The sequence below is a fragment of the Agrobacterium sp. 719_389 genome, assembly GCF_900188475.1.
GTDB classification, from domain to species: domain Bacteria; phylum Pseudomonadota; class Alphaproteobacteria; order Rhizobiales; family Rhizobiaceae; genus Agrobacterium; species Agrobacterium radiobacter.
In genome coordinates this window covers 383,048-398,670 of record NZ_FYEM01000002.1, presented here as the reverse complement: position 1 = coordinate 398,670, position 15,623 = coordinate 383,048, and the positions used below count along the sequence as shown (strand labels likewise).

At 60.8% G+C, this 15,623-nt stretch carries 11 protein-coding genes; 9 read left to right on the top strand and 2 right to left on the bottom strand.

Annotated elements, in window-relative coordinates; genetic code table 11:
* The first annotated feature begins 13 nt into the window (after positions 1–13).
* From CFB10_RS05575 to CFB10_RS05555, 5 genes are all read left to right on the top strand, one after another.
* Positions 14–2,056, top strand: a complete 2,043-nt coding sequence (locus CFB10_RS05575; protein ID WP_026363982.1) for a hydantoinase/oxoprolinase family protein — start codon at positions 14–16, stop codon at positions 2,054–2,056.
* 3 nt (positions 2,057–2,059) lie between these two features.
* Positions 2,060–4,027 carry a hydantoinase B/oxoprolinase family protein gene (locus CFB10_RS05570; RefSeq protein WP_020011973.1) on the top strand — a complete coding sequence of 656 codons (1,968 nt, stop codon included), beginning with the start codon at positions 2,060–2,062 and terminating at the stop codon, positions 4,025–4,027.
* 141 nt (positions 4,028–4,168) lie between these two features.
* The gene (locus CFB10_RS05565) at positions 4,169–5,632 is read left to right on the top strand and encodes an aldehyde dehydrogenase (RefSeq protein ID WP_020011974.1); all 1,464 of its coding nucleotides are present in this window, start codon (positions 4,169–4,171) and stop codon (positions 5,630–5,632) included.
* A gap of 13 nt (positions 5,633–5,645) precedes the next feature.
* Positions 5,646–6,689: a tartrate dehydrogenase gene (locus tag CFB10_RS05560; protein ID WP_020011975.1), complete on the top strand. Its 1,044-nt coding sequence runs from the start codon at positions 5,646–5,648 to the stop codon at positions 6,687–6,689.
* Positions 6,690–6,704: 15 nt separating this feature from the next.
* The gene (locus CFB10_RS05555) at positions 6,705–8,162 is read left to right on the top strand and encodes an NAD-dependent succinate-semialdehyde dehydrogenase (protein WP_026363983.1); all 1,458 of its coding nucleotides are present in this window, start codon (positions 6,705–6,707) and stop codon (positions 8,160–8,162) included.
* 256 nt (positions 8,163–8,418) lie between these two features.
* Here CFB10_RS05555 and CFB10_RS05550 read toward each other — a convergent pair whose 3' ends face one another.
* Both CFB10_RS05550 and CFB10_RS05545 read right to left on the bottom strand, forming a co-directional pair.
* Positions 8,419–9,693, bottom strand: a complete 1,275-nt coding sequence (locus tag CFB10_RS05550) for an FAD-binding oxidoreductase (RefSeq protein ID WP_020011977.1) — start codon at positions 9,691–9,693, stop codon at positions 8,419–8,421.
* 15 nt (positions 9,694–9,708) lie between these two features.
* On the bottom strand, positions 9,709–10,377 hold the full coding sequence (locus tag CFB10_RS05545) for a haloacid dehalogenase type II (RefSeq protein ID WP_026363984.1): 669 nt from the start codon (positions 10,375–10,377) through the stop codon (positions 9,709–9,711).
* Positions 10,378–10,700: 323 nt separating this feature from the next.
* On the opposite strand from CFB10_RS05545, the gene CFB10_RS05535 reads away from it, so the two are divergent.
* From CFB10_RS05535 to CFB10_RS05520, 4 genes are all read left to right on the top strand, one after another.
* On the top strand, positions 10,701–11,537 hold the full coding sequence (locus CFB10_RS05535; protein ID WP_020011980.1) for a GNAT family N-acetyltransferase: 837 nt from the start codon (positions 10,701–10,703) through the stop codon (positions 11,535–11,537).
* A gap of 14 nt (positions 11,538–11,551) precedes the next feature.
* Complete coding sequence (locus tag CFB10_RS05530; protein WP_020011981.1) at positions 11,552–12,925, top strand: aspartate aminotransferase family protein; 1,374 nt, start codon at positions 11,552–11,554, stop codon at positions 12,923–12,925.
* 256 nt (positions 12,926–13,181) lie between these two features.
* Positions 13,182–13,895: an HAD-IA family hydrolase gene (locus tag CFB10_RS05525; protein WP_026363986.1), complete on the top strand. Its 714-nt coding sequence runs from the start codon at positions 13,182–13,184 to the stop codon at positions 13,893–13,895.
* 93 nt (positions 13,896–13,988) lie between these two features.
* Positions 13,989–15,599 (top strand): ABC transporter substrate-binding protein, encoded by a 1,611-nt coding sequence (locus CFB10_RS05520; RefSeq protein ID WP_020011983.1) that lies wholly within the window; start codon positions 13,989–13,991, stop codon positions 15,597–15,599.
* Positions 15,600–15,623: the final 24 nt, after the last annotated feature.

Genomic DNA, 15,623 nt, shown 5'->3' with positions numbered 1-15,623 from the left:
GGAGACGGAAGAGATGGGATATCGCATTGGCGTTGATGTGGGCGGGTCATTTACGGATTTTGCCGTGTTTGACGATGGGACCGGCTCGCTTTCCACCCTGAAGGTGTTTTCCCGCCCCGATGCGCCGGGAGAAGAAATCCTTCTCGCGCTCGATACGCTGAAAAAGCGCGACGGTATCGAAGCAAGGGATGTTTCCTATTTCACCCATGGAACCACCGTCGGCGTCAACACGGTAATCCAGCGCAACGGCCAGAACGTCGCGCTGTTCACCACCGAAAATTTCGAGGACGTGCTTGATGTTGCACGCCTGAAAATCCCGCAGATCCACAATCTCTATTCCGTGCGGCCGGAACCGCTCATCCCGCGTGAACGGGTTTTCGGCATAGCCGAACGCATGTTGGCGACCGGCGAGATAAAGCTCGGGCCGAACGAAGAGAATGTGGCGAAGGCGGTCGCCGGCGCCCTTGCAGCCGGTTGCGACGGCATCGTGCTCGCCTTCCTGCACTCCTACCGCAACCCCGAAAACGAACGAGCCGTGAAGGCGATGATCGAACGCATCGCACCGCAATTGCCGGTGGTCTCCTCTGCCGAGACTTGGCCGATCATCCGTGAATATGAGCGCACCGTCACCGCCGTCATCAGCGGTTATGTCCAGCCGCGCGTCGCACATTATCTCGACCGTTTTGAAACGGTGCTGCGCAGGCAAGGCATTGCCTGTCCGCTGCTCATCACCAAGACCAATGGCGGCGTCATGGGCATCGATCAGGCGCGGCGCGAATGTGTGCAGATGATCCTGTCGGGCACTGCCTCCGGCGTTATCGGCGCGGGTTATCTGGCCAAGGCCAGCGGCTTTGACCGGGTGATGAGCCTGGACATTGGCGGCACCAGCGCCGATGTGGCCGTTATCCTTGATGGCGAGGCCCAATATGGGGTCGGTGAGCTGATCGGCGATTTCCAGATTCATGTTCCCTCCGTTTCCGTCAGTTCCGTTGGCCAGGGCGGCGGCTCGGTCGCGTGGGTGGATAGTCTCGGCCTGTTGCAGGTCGGACCGGAAAGTGCCGGTTCGACGCCGGGGCCAGCCTGTTACGGACGGGGCGGCGACCGCCCGACGATCACGGATGCCATGGCGGCCGCCAATCTCATCGGCCACATGCCGCTCGGTTATGGCGCAGTGACCGTCGATCACGCCGCAGCGCGCGCCGCCCTCTTGCCGCTCGCCGAAAAACTCGGCCTTTCCGTCGAGGCGCTCGCCGGCAACATCGTCGATATCGCCGTCTCGGGCATGTATGCGGAGGTGAACGCCCTGACCTCCCGCTTCGCCATCGATCCGCGCGAATTTCACCTCTTCGCTTTCGGCGGCGCGGGCGCGATGCTCGCCTGTTTCCTTGCCCGCGAACTGGATATGAAAGGTGTGGTGGTGCCGCCCACCCCCGGTGTCGTTTCCGCGCTCGGCGGCCTGATTGCCGATCTCAAGAATGATTTCATCCGCACCACCTATTGCGATGTGGATGACAGGGCGGCCTCTGATCTCGCCCCCCTTCTCGCCGAAATGCAGGAGACCGGGCGCAACTGGCTGAAGGAACAGGGGTTTAGCGGGGATTGCGACATGCGGCTTTCCGCCGACATGCGCTATCGCGGCCAGTCCTACGAAATCGAAACCACGCTGCAGCCGGAATGGCTGGGCAAAGGCGACGCCGACGCCATCAACAAGGCTTTCCACGAGGAACATGCCCGCCTTTATGGTCATTTCGATGAACGGGCGGCCGTGCAGATGGTCAACCTCAGGCTCGTCGTTTCCGGTCGAACACCGAAGCCCCCTCTTCGGGAGACAGGCATGGCCACCGGTCCCGCTAAACCGCGCTTCCACACGAAAGGCTGGTTTGGCGGCATGGAACACGACATGGCTATCTATCATCGTGCCGATCTGGCGGCCGGACACGATTTCGATGGTCCCGCCATCATCCTTCAGGACGACACCACCACCGTCGTGCCGCCCGACTTCTCCGTCCATGTGGACCATTTCGGCAATCTCGTCATTACCAAGAGGGAGTTTTGATCCATGGCCATCGATCGCCGCAATCTCAAGGTCCTTGCCAATTTCTGCTCTGCCGCCGCCGACGCCATGGCCTTTACGCTGATGCGCACCGCCCATTCCGCCTTCGTCAAGGAAACCGAGGATTTTTCCTGCCAGGTGGTGACGCGCGAGGGGCTGGCCTTCGCCAATCCGCGGCAATTCGGTGCGCCCTGGTATAGCGGCATCGACTACGCGCCGCTGATTTCCATGTTCGAGGAGTATGAAGACGGCGATATCTGCATCACCAACGACCCCTATAGCGGTTTCGTCGCTACCCACTCGCCGGATATCCACATCTGGAAACCGGTCTTCCATGAGGGCAAAATTGCCTGTTTCGTGGTCGGGCACATTCATAATACCGATGTCGGCGGCGCAGTTCCCGCCTCCCTGTCCCGCTCGCTTTCCGAAATTGAGCAGGAAGGCCTGCGCATCCCGCCGGTCAAGCTCGTTCGCAAAGGCAGGCTCGACCCCTTCATCATCAACATGATGAAGGCCAATGTTCGCATGCCGGAACAGAATATCGGCGACCTCCACGCCCAGATCGCCTCCGTCAACATCGGCGAACGCAAGATGCAGGAGATCGTCGCCCGTTTCGGCTTTGACGATTTTCTGGACGGTGTGCGCCAGATTTTCGACTATGCGGAAGAGCAGACCCGGCAAATCCTCACCAGGGTTCCCGATGGCGATTACTTCTTTGCCGACTATGCCGATGAGGATTCCGTTGGCGGCCGGCCATGCCGCGTGGCGCTGACGCTGAAAATCCGCGGCGGCGAGGCGATCCTCGATTATACCGGCAGCGATCCGCAGCTCGGCTCGTCGCTGAACATGCCGACCGGCGGTCGCGAGCGGCATTCACTCGTCATGGTCGGCCTGACCTATGTACTTTATACGCTCGACAACAGCCTGCTTCTGAACGCCGGCACCCTGCGCCCGGTACGGGCCGTGCTGCCGGAAGGCACGATCGTCAATTGTCAACGCCCGGCCGCTGTCGGCATGCGCTCGCTCACCTGCGCCATGACCCAGATCGTCACCATCGGCGCTTTCGCAAAAGCCCTGCCGGAGCTTATTCCCGCCGCCTCACCCGGCGGAAACGCCATCATGAACATCAAGACCAGCGACCGGAACGGCCGCCCGGTCATGGCTTCCATCGGCCCGGTTGGCGGCGGTGGCGGCGGCACGCCCTTCTGCGACGGCAGCGACGGCGCCGGCGGCGCCACCGGTTTTCTGCGCAACACGCCGATTGAAATCAGCGAAGCGGAAGTACCGATCCTTTTCCGCCGTTATGGGCTACAACGCGATACCGGCGGGGCGGGCCGTTTTCGCGGCGGACTTTCGGCCATCATGGAGTTTGAAATATCCTCACCGGAAACGGTGGTCACGGCACGCAACCGCAATCGCTCGCTGATGGCAAGCTGGGGCGTCAATGGCGCGGGCCCGGGTCTGATTTCCCGCTTTCTTCGCAACCCCGATACACAGGGCGAAATCTCGCTCGGCAACACCGATATCGTCCATTGCGGTCCGGGCGATGTCATTCGCGTCATAGGACCGGGAGCCGGCGGTTACGGTGACCCCTTCACCCGCCCGCAGCAGGCCGTGCTTCGCGATGTGCGGCGTGGTGCGGTCTCGGCAGAAAATGCTGCAAGACATTACGGGGTCGCGCTCATCGGTGATGAGATCGATGAAGAAACGACGGCCACCCTGCGCGCCGCACCGCGCCGAAAGACGGACGATATCATCAGCTATGGACCGGAGCGGCTTGCCTTCGAGGCGGTCTGGACCCGGGAACGTTATGACCTTCTGACCCAATTCCTGCAAAAATCGCCCGTGGGATGGCGTTTTTTCCTGAAACACCGGGTGTTTGAAGCGGTCGAAAACGAAGGCGACGATCCCCGGCCTCTTTGCGAGCGGATGGCCGGGATTTTCGACCGGATAAGTGCACGCTACGGCGTTTGACCGGCGGCCTGCCTTCGCCGCCGAAGATTGCGCTGTCTGCCGGTGGCAAAACGGGATTTTCATTCACCGCCCACGCCGCAGTCGGTCGATGCTGCTTGCCGTCAGGGATTAGCGTTGGGGCATATCCAGAGAGGATTCCACATGACGCTCAGCTTCGATCCAGACAGCTTGTCCCTGCCGATCGGCCACTTCATCGGCGACCGGCTGGTTACGGCGGCAAACGGCATCGACATGCACCGCCCATCCGATGGCGTTGGATATGCCGGTTGTCCCAAGGCGGATGCAGCGCTGGTCGATGAAGCGGTGCAGACTGCCAAGGCTGCGTTGAAGAGCAGCAACTGGGGCGGCGTGCGCCCGCGTGAGCGTACAAAGGTCTTGCAGCGCTGGGCCGACCTGATCGAACAGGAAGCGGAGACGCTGGCGAAAATCGAAGCGCTCTCCTCGACACGGCCCGTGGGCCAGCTGATTGCCGGTGATATCGCCGTCACCGCCGAACAGATCCGCTTCTTCGCCGAATTTGCCGACAAGGAAGGCGGCGATCTGGTGCCGACCGACGATGCAAGCCTCGGCATGATCATGACCGAACCCTATGGCGTCGTTGGCGCCATCACGCCATGGAATTTCCCCGTCTCCATGGCGGGCTGGAAGCTCGGCCCGGCGCTTGCCGCCGGCAATGCCGTGGTGCTGAAACCGTCTGAAATGACGCCGTTCTCCAGCATTTTCATGGCACAGCTGGCGATCAAGGCCGGGCTCCCCGCCGGTCTCATCAATATCGTACTGGGTGACGGGCCCGTGACGGGCAATGCCATCACCGGGCACCCTGATATCTCCAAGGTCAGCTTCACCGGCTCCACGGCCGCGGGCGCCGCCATCATGGCCAATATCGCCCGCACCGGCATCAAGCCCATGACGCTGGAGCTCGGCGGCAAGAGCCCGCAACTGGTCTTTGCCGATGCCGATATCGAAAAAGCGGCGGCGGCCATTGCCGGCAATATTCTCTCCAATGCCGGGCAGGCCTGCGTGGCCGGTTCCCGCATTATCGTTGAAGAAAGTGCGGCAGATGCCCTTTCCGCCGCGATCATCGCCCGCATGAAGGCGGTGAAGCCCGGCCCGACATGGGACGAGACGACGCAATATTCACCTATTATCTCCGAGGTGCAGCGCAAACGCATCGACGGTATCGTGCAGGCCGCGGTCGCCCATGGCGGCGAATGCCTGACGGGCGGCGCGATCATGGACGGCCCCGGCTATTTCTACCAGCCGACGCTGATCGCCAATGTCGACCAGACATCTCCCGCCGTCACCGAAGAAATCTTCGGGCCGGTGCTGACGCTGCAGACATTCCGGACGGAAGAAGAGGCTCTGGCGCTTTCCGATCATCCGACTTACGGTCTGGCGGCGGGTCTTTTCAGCCGTGATATCTCGCGTGTGATGCGCCTGTCACGCGCCATTCAGGCGGGAACGATCTGGGTCAACCGTTACGGCCGCTCCCGCGACCACATCTTACCGACAGGCGGTTACAAGCGCTCCGGCATCGGCAAGGATCTCGGCCGCGAGGCTTATCTGGCCAACCGCAAGAGCAAAAGTGTCCTCATCGGACTGTAACAGGGGAAACGTCTTGAAAACGCATCGCATCGCACTCATTCCCGGAGACGGCATCGGCAAAAGCGTGACTGATGCCGCATGGCAGGTGCTCAACGCCGTCGCCAAGGGTTCCGGTTTTGCGCTTGAGGGCACGGAATTCCCCTGGTCCTGCGCCTTCTACAAGGAAACCGGCGCGATGATGCCGAAAGACGGTATCGAAACCCTGCGCGGCTTCGACGCCATTCTGCTCGGCGCAGTCGGCTGGCCGGCGCAAGTGCCGGACTCGGTTTCGCTGCATGGCCTGCTGCTGCCGATCCGCAAGGCCTTCGTGCAATATGCCAATATCCGCCCTCACCGGCTTCTGCCCGGCGTGCAGGGACCTTTGAAGGCGGATGGATTCGACATTCTCTGCATCCGCGAAAACACGGAAGGCGAATATTCCGGCGCGGGCGGCCGCGTGCACCAGGGCACCGACGATGAAGTCGCCGTCGAAACCTCGATCTTCACCCGCAAGGGCGTGGAGCGTATCCTGCGCTTCGGCTTCGAGCAGGCGCAGAAGCGTCGCGGCAAGCTCGCTTCCATTACCAAGTCCAATGCCCAGAAATATTCGATGGTCTTCTGGGACGAGGTGACACACAAGCTCGCTGCCGAATATCCCGATGTCGAGGTTTCCAGCTATCACATCGACGCCATGGCGGCACGCATGGTGATGGCCCCGGAAAGCCTTGATGTCGTGGTCGCCTCCAACCTTTTCGGCGACATTCTGACCGATCTCGGCGCGGCCATTCAGGGCGGCCTCGGGTTTGCCGCTTCCGCCAATATCAACCCCGACCGCAGCGCGCCCTCCATGTTCGAGCCGGTGCATGGATCGGCCCCCGATATCGCCCATCTCGGCATCGCCAATCCCATTGCCGCCATCTGGTCCGGGGCGATGATGCTCGAGCATCTCGGCGAAAAGGATGCAGCAGTGCGCATCATGGCGGCGTTGGAAACGGCGACCGGCCGGGGCATCGGCACGGTGCCGGGCAAGGACAAGACAGACGCCATCACCGCCGCGGTTCTCGCGGCACTCGACTGATTTCGGAGAATTATGATGCAGGGCTTGAAGGACAAGGAACTCTTTCGCCAGACGGGCTTGATCCGCGGCGCATGGAAAGCGGCGGCGTCGGGCAAGGCGGTCGATGTCATCGACCCCGCGACACAGGCCGTGATCGGCACCGTTCCCGATATGGGGAGCGCGGAAACGCGCGCGGCCATCGAGGCCGCCAACACCGCATTCGGCCCGTGGAAGAAGAAGACCCATGCGGAGCGTGCGGCGCTTCTCGAAAGATGGTTTGCGCTGATGATCGAGCATATAGACGATCTCGGCCTGATCCTGACCACGGAACAGGGCAAGCCGCTTGAGGAAGCGAAGGGCGAAATCCGCTATGGCGCATCCTTCGTCAAATGGTTTGCGGAAGAGGCGCGGCGCATTGGCGGCGGCACCATTCCTTCACCGACGCCGGACCGGCGCATCGTGGTGCTGAAGGAGCCTGTTGGCGTCTGCGGCATCATCACGCCATGGAACTTCCCGAACGCCATGATCACCCGCAAGGTCGCGCCCGCACTCGCGGCCGGTTGCACCGTGGTCATCAAGCCATCGGAATTTACGCCCTATTCGGCTCTGGCGCTCGGCGTTCTTGCCGAACGGGCTGGCATTCCCGCGGGCGTCATTAACATCGTCACCGGCATGCCGACGGAAATCGGCAACGAAATCATGGCCAACGAAACGGTTCGGAAAATTTCCTTCACCGGCTCCACCCGTGTCGGCTCGCTTTTGATGCGTGGCGCCGCCGACAGCATAAAGCGACTGTCGCTGGAACTGGGCGGCAATGCGCCCTTCATCGTTTTTGACGATGCCGATCTCGATCTCGCTATTGAAGGCGCTCTCATTTCGAAATTTCGAAACGGCGGCCAGACCTGCGTCTGCGCCAACCGCATTCTCGTCCAGTCTGGTGTTTACGAGGCCTTCGCGAAAAAACTGGCGGATCGCGTCGATGCCATGCGGGTCGGCCCCGGCACGGAAGCGGGGGTCTCCATCGGCCCGATGATCAACGAGCCGGCCATCGCCAAGATCCGCGCCCATATCGACGACGCCGTTTCCAAGGGCGCGACGATCATCACCAAGCCGCGCAATCTGCCGGAGGGTCCGCAATATACGGCGCCGGTGGTGCTGACGGACGCCACGACCGGCATGCTTCTGGCAAGCGAAGAGACCTTCGGGCCCGTCGCGCCGCTCTTCCGCTTCGAGACGGAAGAAGAAGCACTCGCCATCGCCAATGGCACGCCCTTCGGCCTTGCCGCCTATTTCTATACCGAGAGCCTCAAGCGCGCCTGGCGTGTGGGCGAAGCGCTGGAGTTCGGCATGGTCGGCCTCAATACCGGCCTCATCTCCACCGAAGTCGCTCCCTTCGGCGGCGTCAAGCAATCCGGCCTCGGCCGTGAGGGCGCGCAGGTCGGTATCGAGGAATATCTGGAGATTAAGACCTTCCATATCGGTGGGCTCACTTGAGCCTTTTTCTCATCCCCGCCTAAAGGGCCGCTCTGCGGCCCTTCTTTTTTTGTCGGTGCAACAAAAAGCGGCCGAAAGGGCCGCTGTGACGTTAATGGAAAACCCGCAAACCTCCCGTCATGCTCGGACCCTTCCCCAGCATGTGCGACGGTTTGATTTTAGGAGACGGACCTGCATCCCCGGGACAAGCCCGAGGATGACGTCAAATTTGGGCGGGGATTCATCGGAAATCCGAATAACGGAAGGCCGCCATCTTCTACTGGATCTTATCCAGCATCTTGTAATAGAATCCCACCAGCGGCAGGAACCAGGGCTTGCCGAAGTGCCCCGGCACCGCCGGCCAGTCCAGCCCCTTCAGCGGATTGTTGTCCGGCCGCCCCAGAATGGCGTCTGCCATGATCATGCCGAGATGTGTCGAGAGCTGAGCACCGTGGCCGGAATAGCCCATCGCGTACCACACACCGTCATGAAAACCGGCGCGCGGATAACGGTCCTTGGTCATGTCAACCAGTCCACCCCAGCAATAATCGATCGGCACATGGGCAAGCTGCGGGAAGATGCGATGCAGGCTTTCCGTCAGGATCGCACCGCTTTTGGAGTCGGAACGCTGATCCGAAGTTGCGGAAAAGCGCGCGCGGCCACCAAAGATCAACCGGTTGTCAGGCGAGAGCCGGAAATAATTGCCTATGTTCATGGAATTGACATAGGTGCGGTTGCCGGGAACCGAAGCCTTGATTTCGGCATCCGTCAGCGGTCGCGTGGCGATGATGAAACTGCCCACCGCGATGATGCGGCGGCGAAAATAACCGAAACCGGAGGGCGTGTAAGCGCCGGTCGCGACAAGCACATTGTTGGCCGTGACCTTGCCACGGGCAGTTTCCAGCTCATGGATCTTGCCGTTCTGGATGTGTTTCGTCACCGCCGCTTTTTCGAAGATCACCGCGCCATGGCGGCTGGCGGCTTCGGCAAGGCCGGCCACATAGCGGCCCATATGCATCATCGCGCTCTTCTTCGAGAGCATGGCGCCATAAAAGGGCGAGCCGATTTCCGCCTTGAGATCGGCAGCCGACAGAAGCGCGGTATCGGGATCAACCTCGGCATGCAGCGCCTCGAAATTTCTTGCCAGACCTTCGAAATGCTGCGGCTTGGAAGCGAGTTTCAACTTGCCGGAACGGCGGAAGTTGCAATCAATCCCCTCCTCCGCGATCAATGCTTCCAACGTGTCGACTGAATCATCCAGCGCCTTGTAGAGGGCGATAGCGCGTTCCTTGCCCAGTTCCGCCTTGGCGGAGAGATAGGAATGGGCAAGGCCATTGTTGAGGTGCCCGCCATTGCGGCCGGAAGCACCCCAGCCGACCCGCTCCCCTTCGAGAACGACCACCCGCGCGCCCGCCTTGGCAAGCTGACGCGCGGCACCGAGACCGGTGAAGCCGCCGCCGATGACGGCGACATCATAATGACCTTCGACGGGACCTTGCGCGGCACCTGAAAATTGCGGCGCGGTATCGTGCCAATAGGAGACGAACTTCATGGTCCCGACCTTTCCTTACAATCCAACCACGCCTGCCAGGCCGGAAATATCTGATATCTCGACATAGCCATAATAGGAATTGGCGGGCTCATGGCCGCGATTGACCCAGACCTTGTTCTTGATGCCGAGATCATGGGCCGACATCAGGTCATAACGGAACGAGGAGGAGACGTGCAGCATGTCTTCCGGGCCGCAGCCGAGCATGTCGAACATATATTCGAAAGCCTTGAAGCGCGGCTTGTAGGCCTGCGCCTGCTCGGCAGTGTAAACCGCATGGAACGGCGCGCCGAGCTTTTCGACATTCGACATGATCTGCGAATTCATGGCGTTGGACAGGATGACGAGCGGAATTTCCTTCGCAACCTTCGCAAGGCCTGCCGGAACATCAGCATGCGGCCCCCAGGTCGGAACGCGCTCGTAAACGAATGTCGCATCCTCGTCCTTGAAGGCAACGCCGTTGCGCTTGCAGGTACGCGACAGTGAATTATAGACCACCTGGGCGTAGGGCTGCCAGGCGCCCATGATCTCATCCAGACGGTAGGCCGCAAAATTCTTGATGAACTGCTGCATCTGCGCTTCATCCAGGCGATCGCCATAGAGATCACGGGCGGCCTCTGCCATCTGGAAATTGATCAGCGTGCCGTAGCAATCAAAGGAGATGTATTTCGGGCGGAAGATGGTCATGTCGTCGTCATCCTTGCTTGGGGATCGGCCGTGCCGGAATGAATTGATCATAGAAAGCCTTTGCCCGGTCGGCGCACCGCAATTGCCATCAGCGGAAGCAGATTGTTGCGTATGCAGCCGCCAGTTTGGCAGAGAGTTGCGTTGAGCCCAACCGAAAGCCGCCGCCGGTCCCGGTTTTGCGGACGGGTGCGGACAAGATGCGGCATAAGATGCGGCGGCGGATAAAAGCAACAGCGAAACATATCGAACCTTCCCATTTGTCGGGACAATCTTCTTCCGGCGTCAGTCTATCAATGAAGAGTAAGAAAAAACGGAGTTCCGGCATGCAGGCGAGCCTGATCGATATCCAAATGTTTCAACCGGACCACCTCGACGCGGCCGTTGAACTTTCCCGCCAGGCCGGCTGGCCGCACCGGAAGGAGGACTGGGCGCTGGTCCTTTCCCTGAGCAAGGGTTTTGTCGCCGTTGAGAACGGCCGCGTCGTCGGCACCGCCATGGCGACGCTTCTCGGAGAAAGCTGCGCCACCGTCAATATGGTGATCGTGGATGAGAGCATGCGCGGCCGTGGCCTCGGGCGTCAACTGATGCAGGCGGCAATGGACGCAGCAGAAGACCGCGAATGCCGTCTGATCGCCACGGCGGACGGCCTGCCGCTCTATGAAAAACTGGGCTTCGTCGCCTGCGGCGAGGTGCTTCAACATCAGGGAATTCCGGTGACGACCGACAAGCCAGCCGGTGTCAACTGGGTCGAGACCATTGATCCATCCGCGCTTGCGGCACTCGATGCGCAGGCTTTCGGCTCCGATCGCACGGCGCTCTTTGCAGCGCTTGCCGACAGGGCACGTTTTGCAATCGTTGAGGAACAGGGCGTCATCAGGGGTTTTGCCGCACTTCGCACCTTCGGGCGCGGCGAGGTCATCGGCCCGGTCGTGGCGGAAAATGCTGAAATCGCTAAGAATTTGATCGCCTTTGCAGTTTCCGAGCGGCCCGGCGCATTCCTGCGCGTGGATACCACCGCCGATACCGGTCTAGGCCCCTGGCTTGCCGAGCACGGCCTTGCCCATGTCGGCGGCGGCATCGCCATGCGCCGGTCGACAAAAGAAATCCCCGCCGACAAAAAACTGAAAACATTCGCATTGACCAGCCAGGCACTGGGCTGAATCTGGAGAGACCCATGTTAAGCAATTCACTGATCGAACTGGACCGCGCCCATCTGGTGCACCCCGTCTCCTCCTTCCGCGGCCATGAGAAGCTTGGCGTGCGGGTGCTGAAATCGGCAAGCGGCGCCACGGTCACCGACATGACCGGTCACCAGCTCATCGACGGTTTTGCCGGCCTCTGGTGCGTCAATGCCGGTTACGGGCATGACAGCATCGTCGAAGCGGCAGCCAAACAGATGCGTGAGCTGCCTTATGCCACCGCCTATTTCGACATCGGCAGCGAACCGGCTATCCGGCTTGCCTCCGAACTCGCCGACCGTGCGCCGGGCGATCTCAACCATGTTTATTTCACGCTTGGCGGTTCCGATGCGGTGGACAGCACCATCCGCTTCATCCGCTATTACTGGCACGCGAAAGGTCAGCCGCAGCGCGATCAGTTCATTTCCATCGAACAGGGTTATCACGGCTCCACAACGGCCGGATCGGGCCTGACGGCGCTGCCCGCTTTCCATGCGGGTTTCGGCGTGCCTTATGACTGGCAGCACAAAATTCCGTCGCACTATGCCTACCGCAATCCGGCCGGCAGTGATCCGGCCGCGATCATCGCCTCCTCCCTGCAAATTCTCAAAGACAAGATCGAGGCCATCGGCCCGGACCGGGTCGCCGCCTTTTATGCGGAACCCATTCAGGGCTCGGGCGGCGTTCTGGTGCCGCCGCCGGGCTGGATCAAGGCCATGCGCGACCTCTGCCGTTCCTACGGCATTCTCTTCGTCGCCGATGAGGTCATCACCGGCTTCGGCCGCACTGGACCGCTCTTTGCCTGCACGGACGAGGACATCGTGCCTGATTTCATCACGGCCGCAAAGGGTCTGACGTCAGGTTATGTGCCGATGGGCGCTGTCTTCATGGCGGATCACGTCTATGATACAATAGCGGACTTTGCCGGCGATGCCGCCGTGGGGCATGGATACACCTACTCCGCCCACCCTGTCAGCGCCGCCGTCGGTCTCGAAGTGCTGAAACTTTACGAGGGTGGACTGCTGGAAAACGGCCGCCGTGCCGGTCAAAGGCTGATGGCCGGCCTGGAAGGCCTGAAAAACCATCCGCTTGTTGGCGATGTGCGCGGCCGCGGCATGCTTGCCGCCATCGAACTTGTGACCGACAAGGACAAAAAGACGCCGCTGCCGGCTGCAGCGGCTCCTGCACGCAAGGTTTTTGACCGCGCCTGGGAAAACGGCCTGATCGTGCGCGCCTTTGCAAACGGCATTCTTGGTTATGCGCCGCCGCTCTGCTGCACCGATAGTGAGATTGACGCCATTGTCGAGCGGACGCTGAAGACGCTCGACCAGACACTCGAAGACCCGGCCGTCAGGGCCGCCATGGCCTGAGGTGATAGAAAGGCAGCGTTGCGGCACCCTCTCGAAATGTCGCAACGCACCGCATATTCGCAATATTCTGCCGAAGAGCCGATCCATTTCGGCGTATCCGGCGTGCCGAAAGTGCCAAACTATTAATGCAAATGGCACTAAACGCCATAAAAAAGGGCGTAATTACAAATGGGAACGGGGCAAGGATCCCGTCCGGGAACAGAATAATCTGCCGCAACCTCCCCAAGAGGCCAAGGCGGCAAAGCGGAGACCGACATTGCCCAAAAAACTGAGCGACTTCAAATATATGAGCTTCGACGTGGTGGGAACTCTCATCGATTTCGAAGGTGGCCTGAAATCGACCCTGACCGCAATCGGCGCGGAAAACGGCGTGGAGGTCGATGGTGAAAAGGCGCTCGCCCTTTATCGCGCAGCCCGTTACTCCGATGCGACCGACCTGTTTCCGGACGATCTCGTCCGCGTCTACCTGATCATCGCTCCGCAACTTGGACTGCCGGCGGAACGCGCTTTCGGCGAGCGCCTGCGCGACGCGGCAAAAAGCTGGAAAGGCTTTGAAGACAGCCGCGCCGCCATGGCCGAGCTCGCCAAGACGCATCGCCTCATCGCCATGACCAATGCCCAGCGCTGGGCCTTCGAATATTTCTCGAAGGAGCTCGGCAATCCCTTTCATGCTGCCTTCACGGCGGATGATACCGGCACGGAAAAACCCGATCCTGCCTTCTTCGAAAAGGTTTTCGCTTTTGTGGAGAGCGAAGGCGCATCGAAGGATGACATTCTGCATGTCGCGCAAAGCCAGTATCACGATATCGGCATTTCCCGGAAACTGGGCATGACCAATTGCTGGATCGAGCGGCGTCACGCCCAGAAGGGATATGGCGGCACCATCGAACCGGAAAACTTCACCGAGCCGGACTATCACTTTACCTCCATGGCCGGCCTTGCCGACGCCGCGCGGCAAGCGGGCGGTTAAGCCGCACCGCCAGTAGCGTGCCGCGAACTGGGATGCGGCATGCCTGAAATTTCTTCAGATGCATTTCAACAAATCATACAAAAGGGGAAGATCATGAGTGACAGGATTACAAACTGGACCCGCTCCGACGATGCCGCCGTTGAACAGGCGATCCGACGCGGCGCAACGCGGCGTGAGCTGCTTCACATGCTGCTGGCGGGTGGTGTCGCCCTTTCCGCCGGTTCGGCCATTCTCGGTCGCGCCTCAAATGCCGTGGCCGCAACGCCGGTCTCCGGCGGCACGCTCAAGGCCGCCGGCTGGTCCTCCTCGACCGCCGATACGCTGGACCCGGCGAAAGCCTCGCTTTCGACGGACTATGTTCGTTGCTGCGCGCTCTACAACCGTTTGAGCTTCCTCGATGTTTCCGGCACGCCGCAGCTGGAGCTGGCCGAAGCCATCGAAACGAAGGACGCCAAGACCTGGACGGTGAAGCTGCGTTCCGGCGTCACCTTCCATGACGGCAAGGCCCTGACCGCCGACGACGTGGTCTATTCGCTGAAGCGCCATCTCGATCCGGCCGTCGGCTCCAAGGTCGCCAAGATCGCCGCGCAGATGACCGGCTTCAAGGCTCTCGACAAGAGCACGGTCGAAATCACGCTGGCGAACGCGAATGCCGACCTGCCATCCATTCTGGCTCTGCACCATTTCATGATCGTTGCCGACGGCACCACGGATTTCTCCAAGGGCAACGGCACCGGCGCCTTCAAGCTCGAAAAATTCGAGCCGGGCGTCCGTTCGATCATGGCCAAGAACACCAATTACTGGAAGTCCGGCGGCCCGCACATCGACAATTTCGAATTCATGGCGATTTCGGACGACAATGCCCGCGTCAACGCCCTTCTCTCGGGTGATATCCAGCTCGCGGCCTCCATCAACCCGCGTGCGCTTCGCCTGCTCGACAAGCAGGAAGGTGTCGTTCTGTCCAAGACGACATCGGGGAACTACACCAACCTCAACATGCGCCTCGACCAGGCGCCCGGCAACAATGCCGATTTCATTGCCGGTATGAAATCGATCGTCAATCGCGAGCAGATCGTCAAGGCGGCCCTGCGCGGCCTCGGTGAAGTCGGCAACGACCAGCCGGTTCCGCCGATGAACCCCTATCACAATCCGGATCTCAAGCCGAAAGCCTTCGATCCGGAGAAGGCGAAATTCCACTTCCAGAAGGCAGGCCTCATCGGCCAGTCCATTCCGGTCATCGCATCGGATGCAGCAAGCTCGTCGGTCGACATGGCGATGATCATCCAGGCTTCGGCCGCCGAAATCGGCGTGAAGCTGGATGTGCAGCGTGTTCCCTCCGACGGTTACTGGAGCAATTATTGGCTGAAGGCGCCGGTCCATTTCGGCAACATCAACCCGCGCCCGACGCCGGACATCCTGTTCTCGCTGCTCTATGCTTCCGACGCCCCGTGGAACGAAAGCCAGTACAAGTCGCCGAAGTTCGACAAGCTGATGCTGGAAGCACGCGGCATGCTCGATATGGAGAAGCGCAAGCAGATCTACTTCGAACTGCAAACGATGATCGCCGACGAAGCCGGCACCATCATCCCCGCCTATATTTCGAATGTCGACGCCATCACCTCCAAGCTGAAGGGGCTGGAAGCCAATCCGCTCGGCGGCATGATGGGTTATTCCTTCGCGGAATACGTCTGGCTTGAAGCCTGATAGACCATGGGGCCGGGCGCGAAA

Bases quoted from the DNA above. Each gene is read 5' to 3' on its own strand.
- CFB10_RS05545 (WP_026363984.1), bottom strand. From the start codon at position 10,377: ATGACCATCTTCCGCCCGAAATACATCTCCTTTGATTGCTACGGCACG.
- CFB10_RS05575 (WP_026363982.1), top strand. From the start codon at position 14: ATGGGATATCGCATTGGCGTTGATGTGGGCGGGTCATTTACGGATTTT.
- CFB10_RS05535 (WP_020011980.1), top strand. From the start codon at position 10,701: ATGCAGGCGAGCCTGATCGATATCCAAATGTTTCAACCGGACCACCTC.
- CFB10_RS05520 (WP_020011983.1), top strand. From the start codon at position 13,989: ATGAGTGACAGGATTACAAACTGGACCCGCTCCGACGATGCCGCCGTT.
- CFB10_RS05570 (WP_020011973.1), top strand. From the start codon at position 2,060: ATGGCCATCGATCGCCGCAATCTCAAGGTCCTTGCCAATTTCTGCTCT.
- CFB10_RS05565 (WP_020011974.1), top strand. From the start codon at position 4,169: ATGACGCTCAGCTTCGATCCAGACAGCTTGTCCCTGCCGATCGGCCAC.
- CFB10_RS05530 (WP_020011981.1), top strand. From the start codon at position 11,552: ATGTTAAGCAATTCACTGATCGAACTGGACCGCGCCCATCTGGTGCAC.
- CFB10_RS05550 (WP_020011977.1), bottom strand. From the start codon at position 9,693: ATGAAGTTCGTCTCCTATTGGCACGATACCGCGCCGCAATTTTCAGGT.
- CFB10_RS05555 (WP_026363983.1), top strand. From the start codon at position 6,705: ATGCAGGGCTTGAAGGACAAGGAACTCTTTCGCCAGACGGGCTTGATC.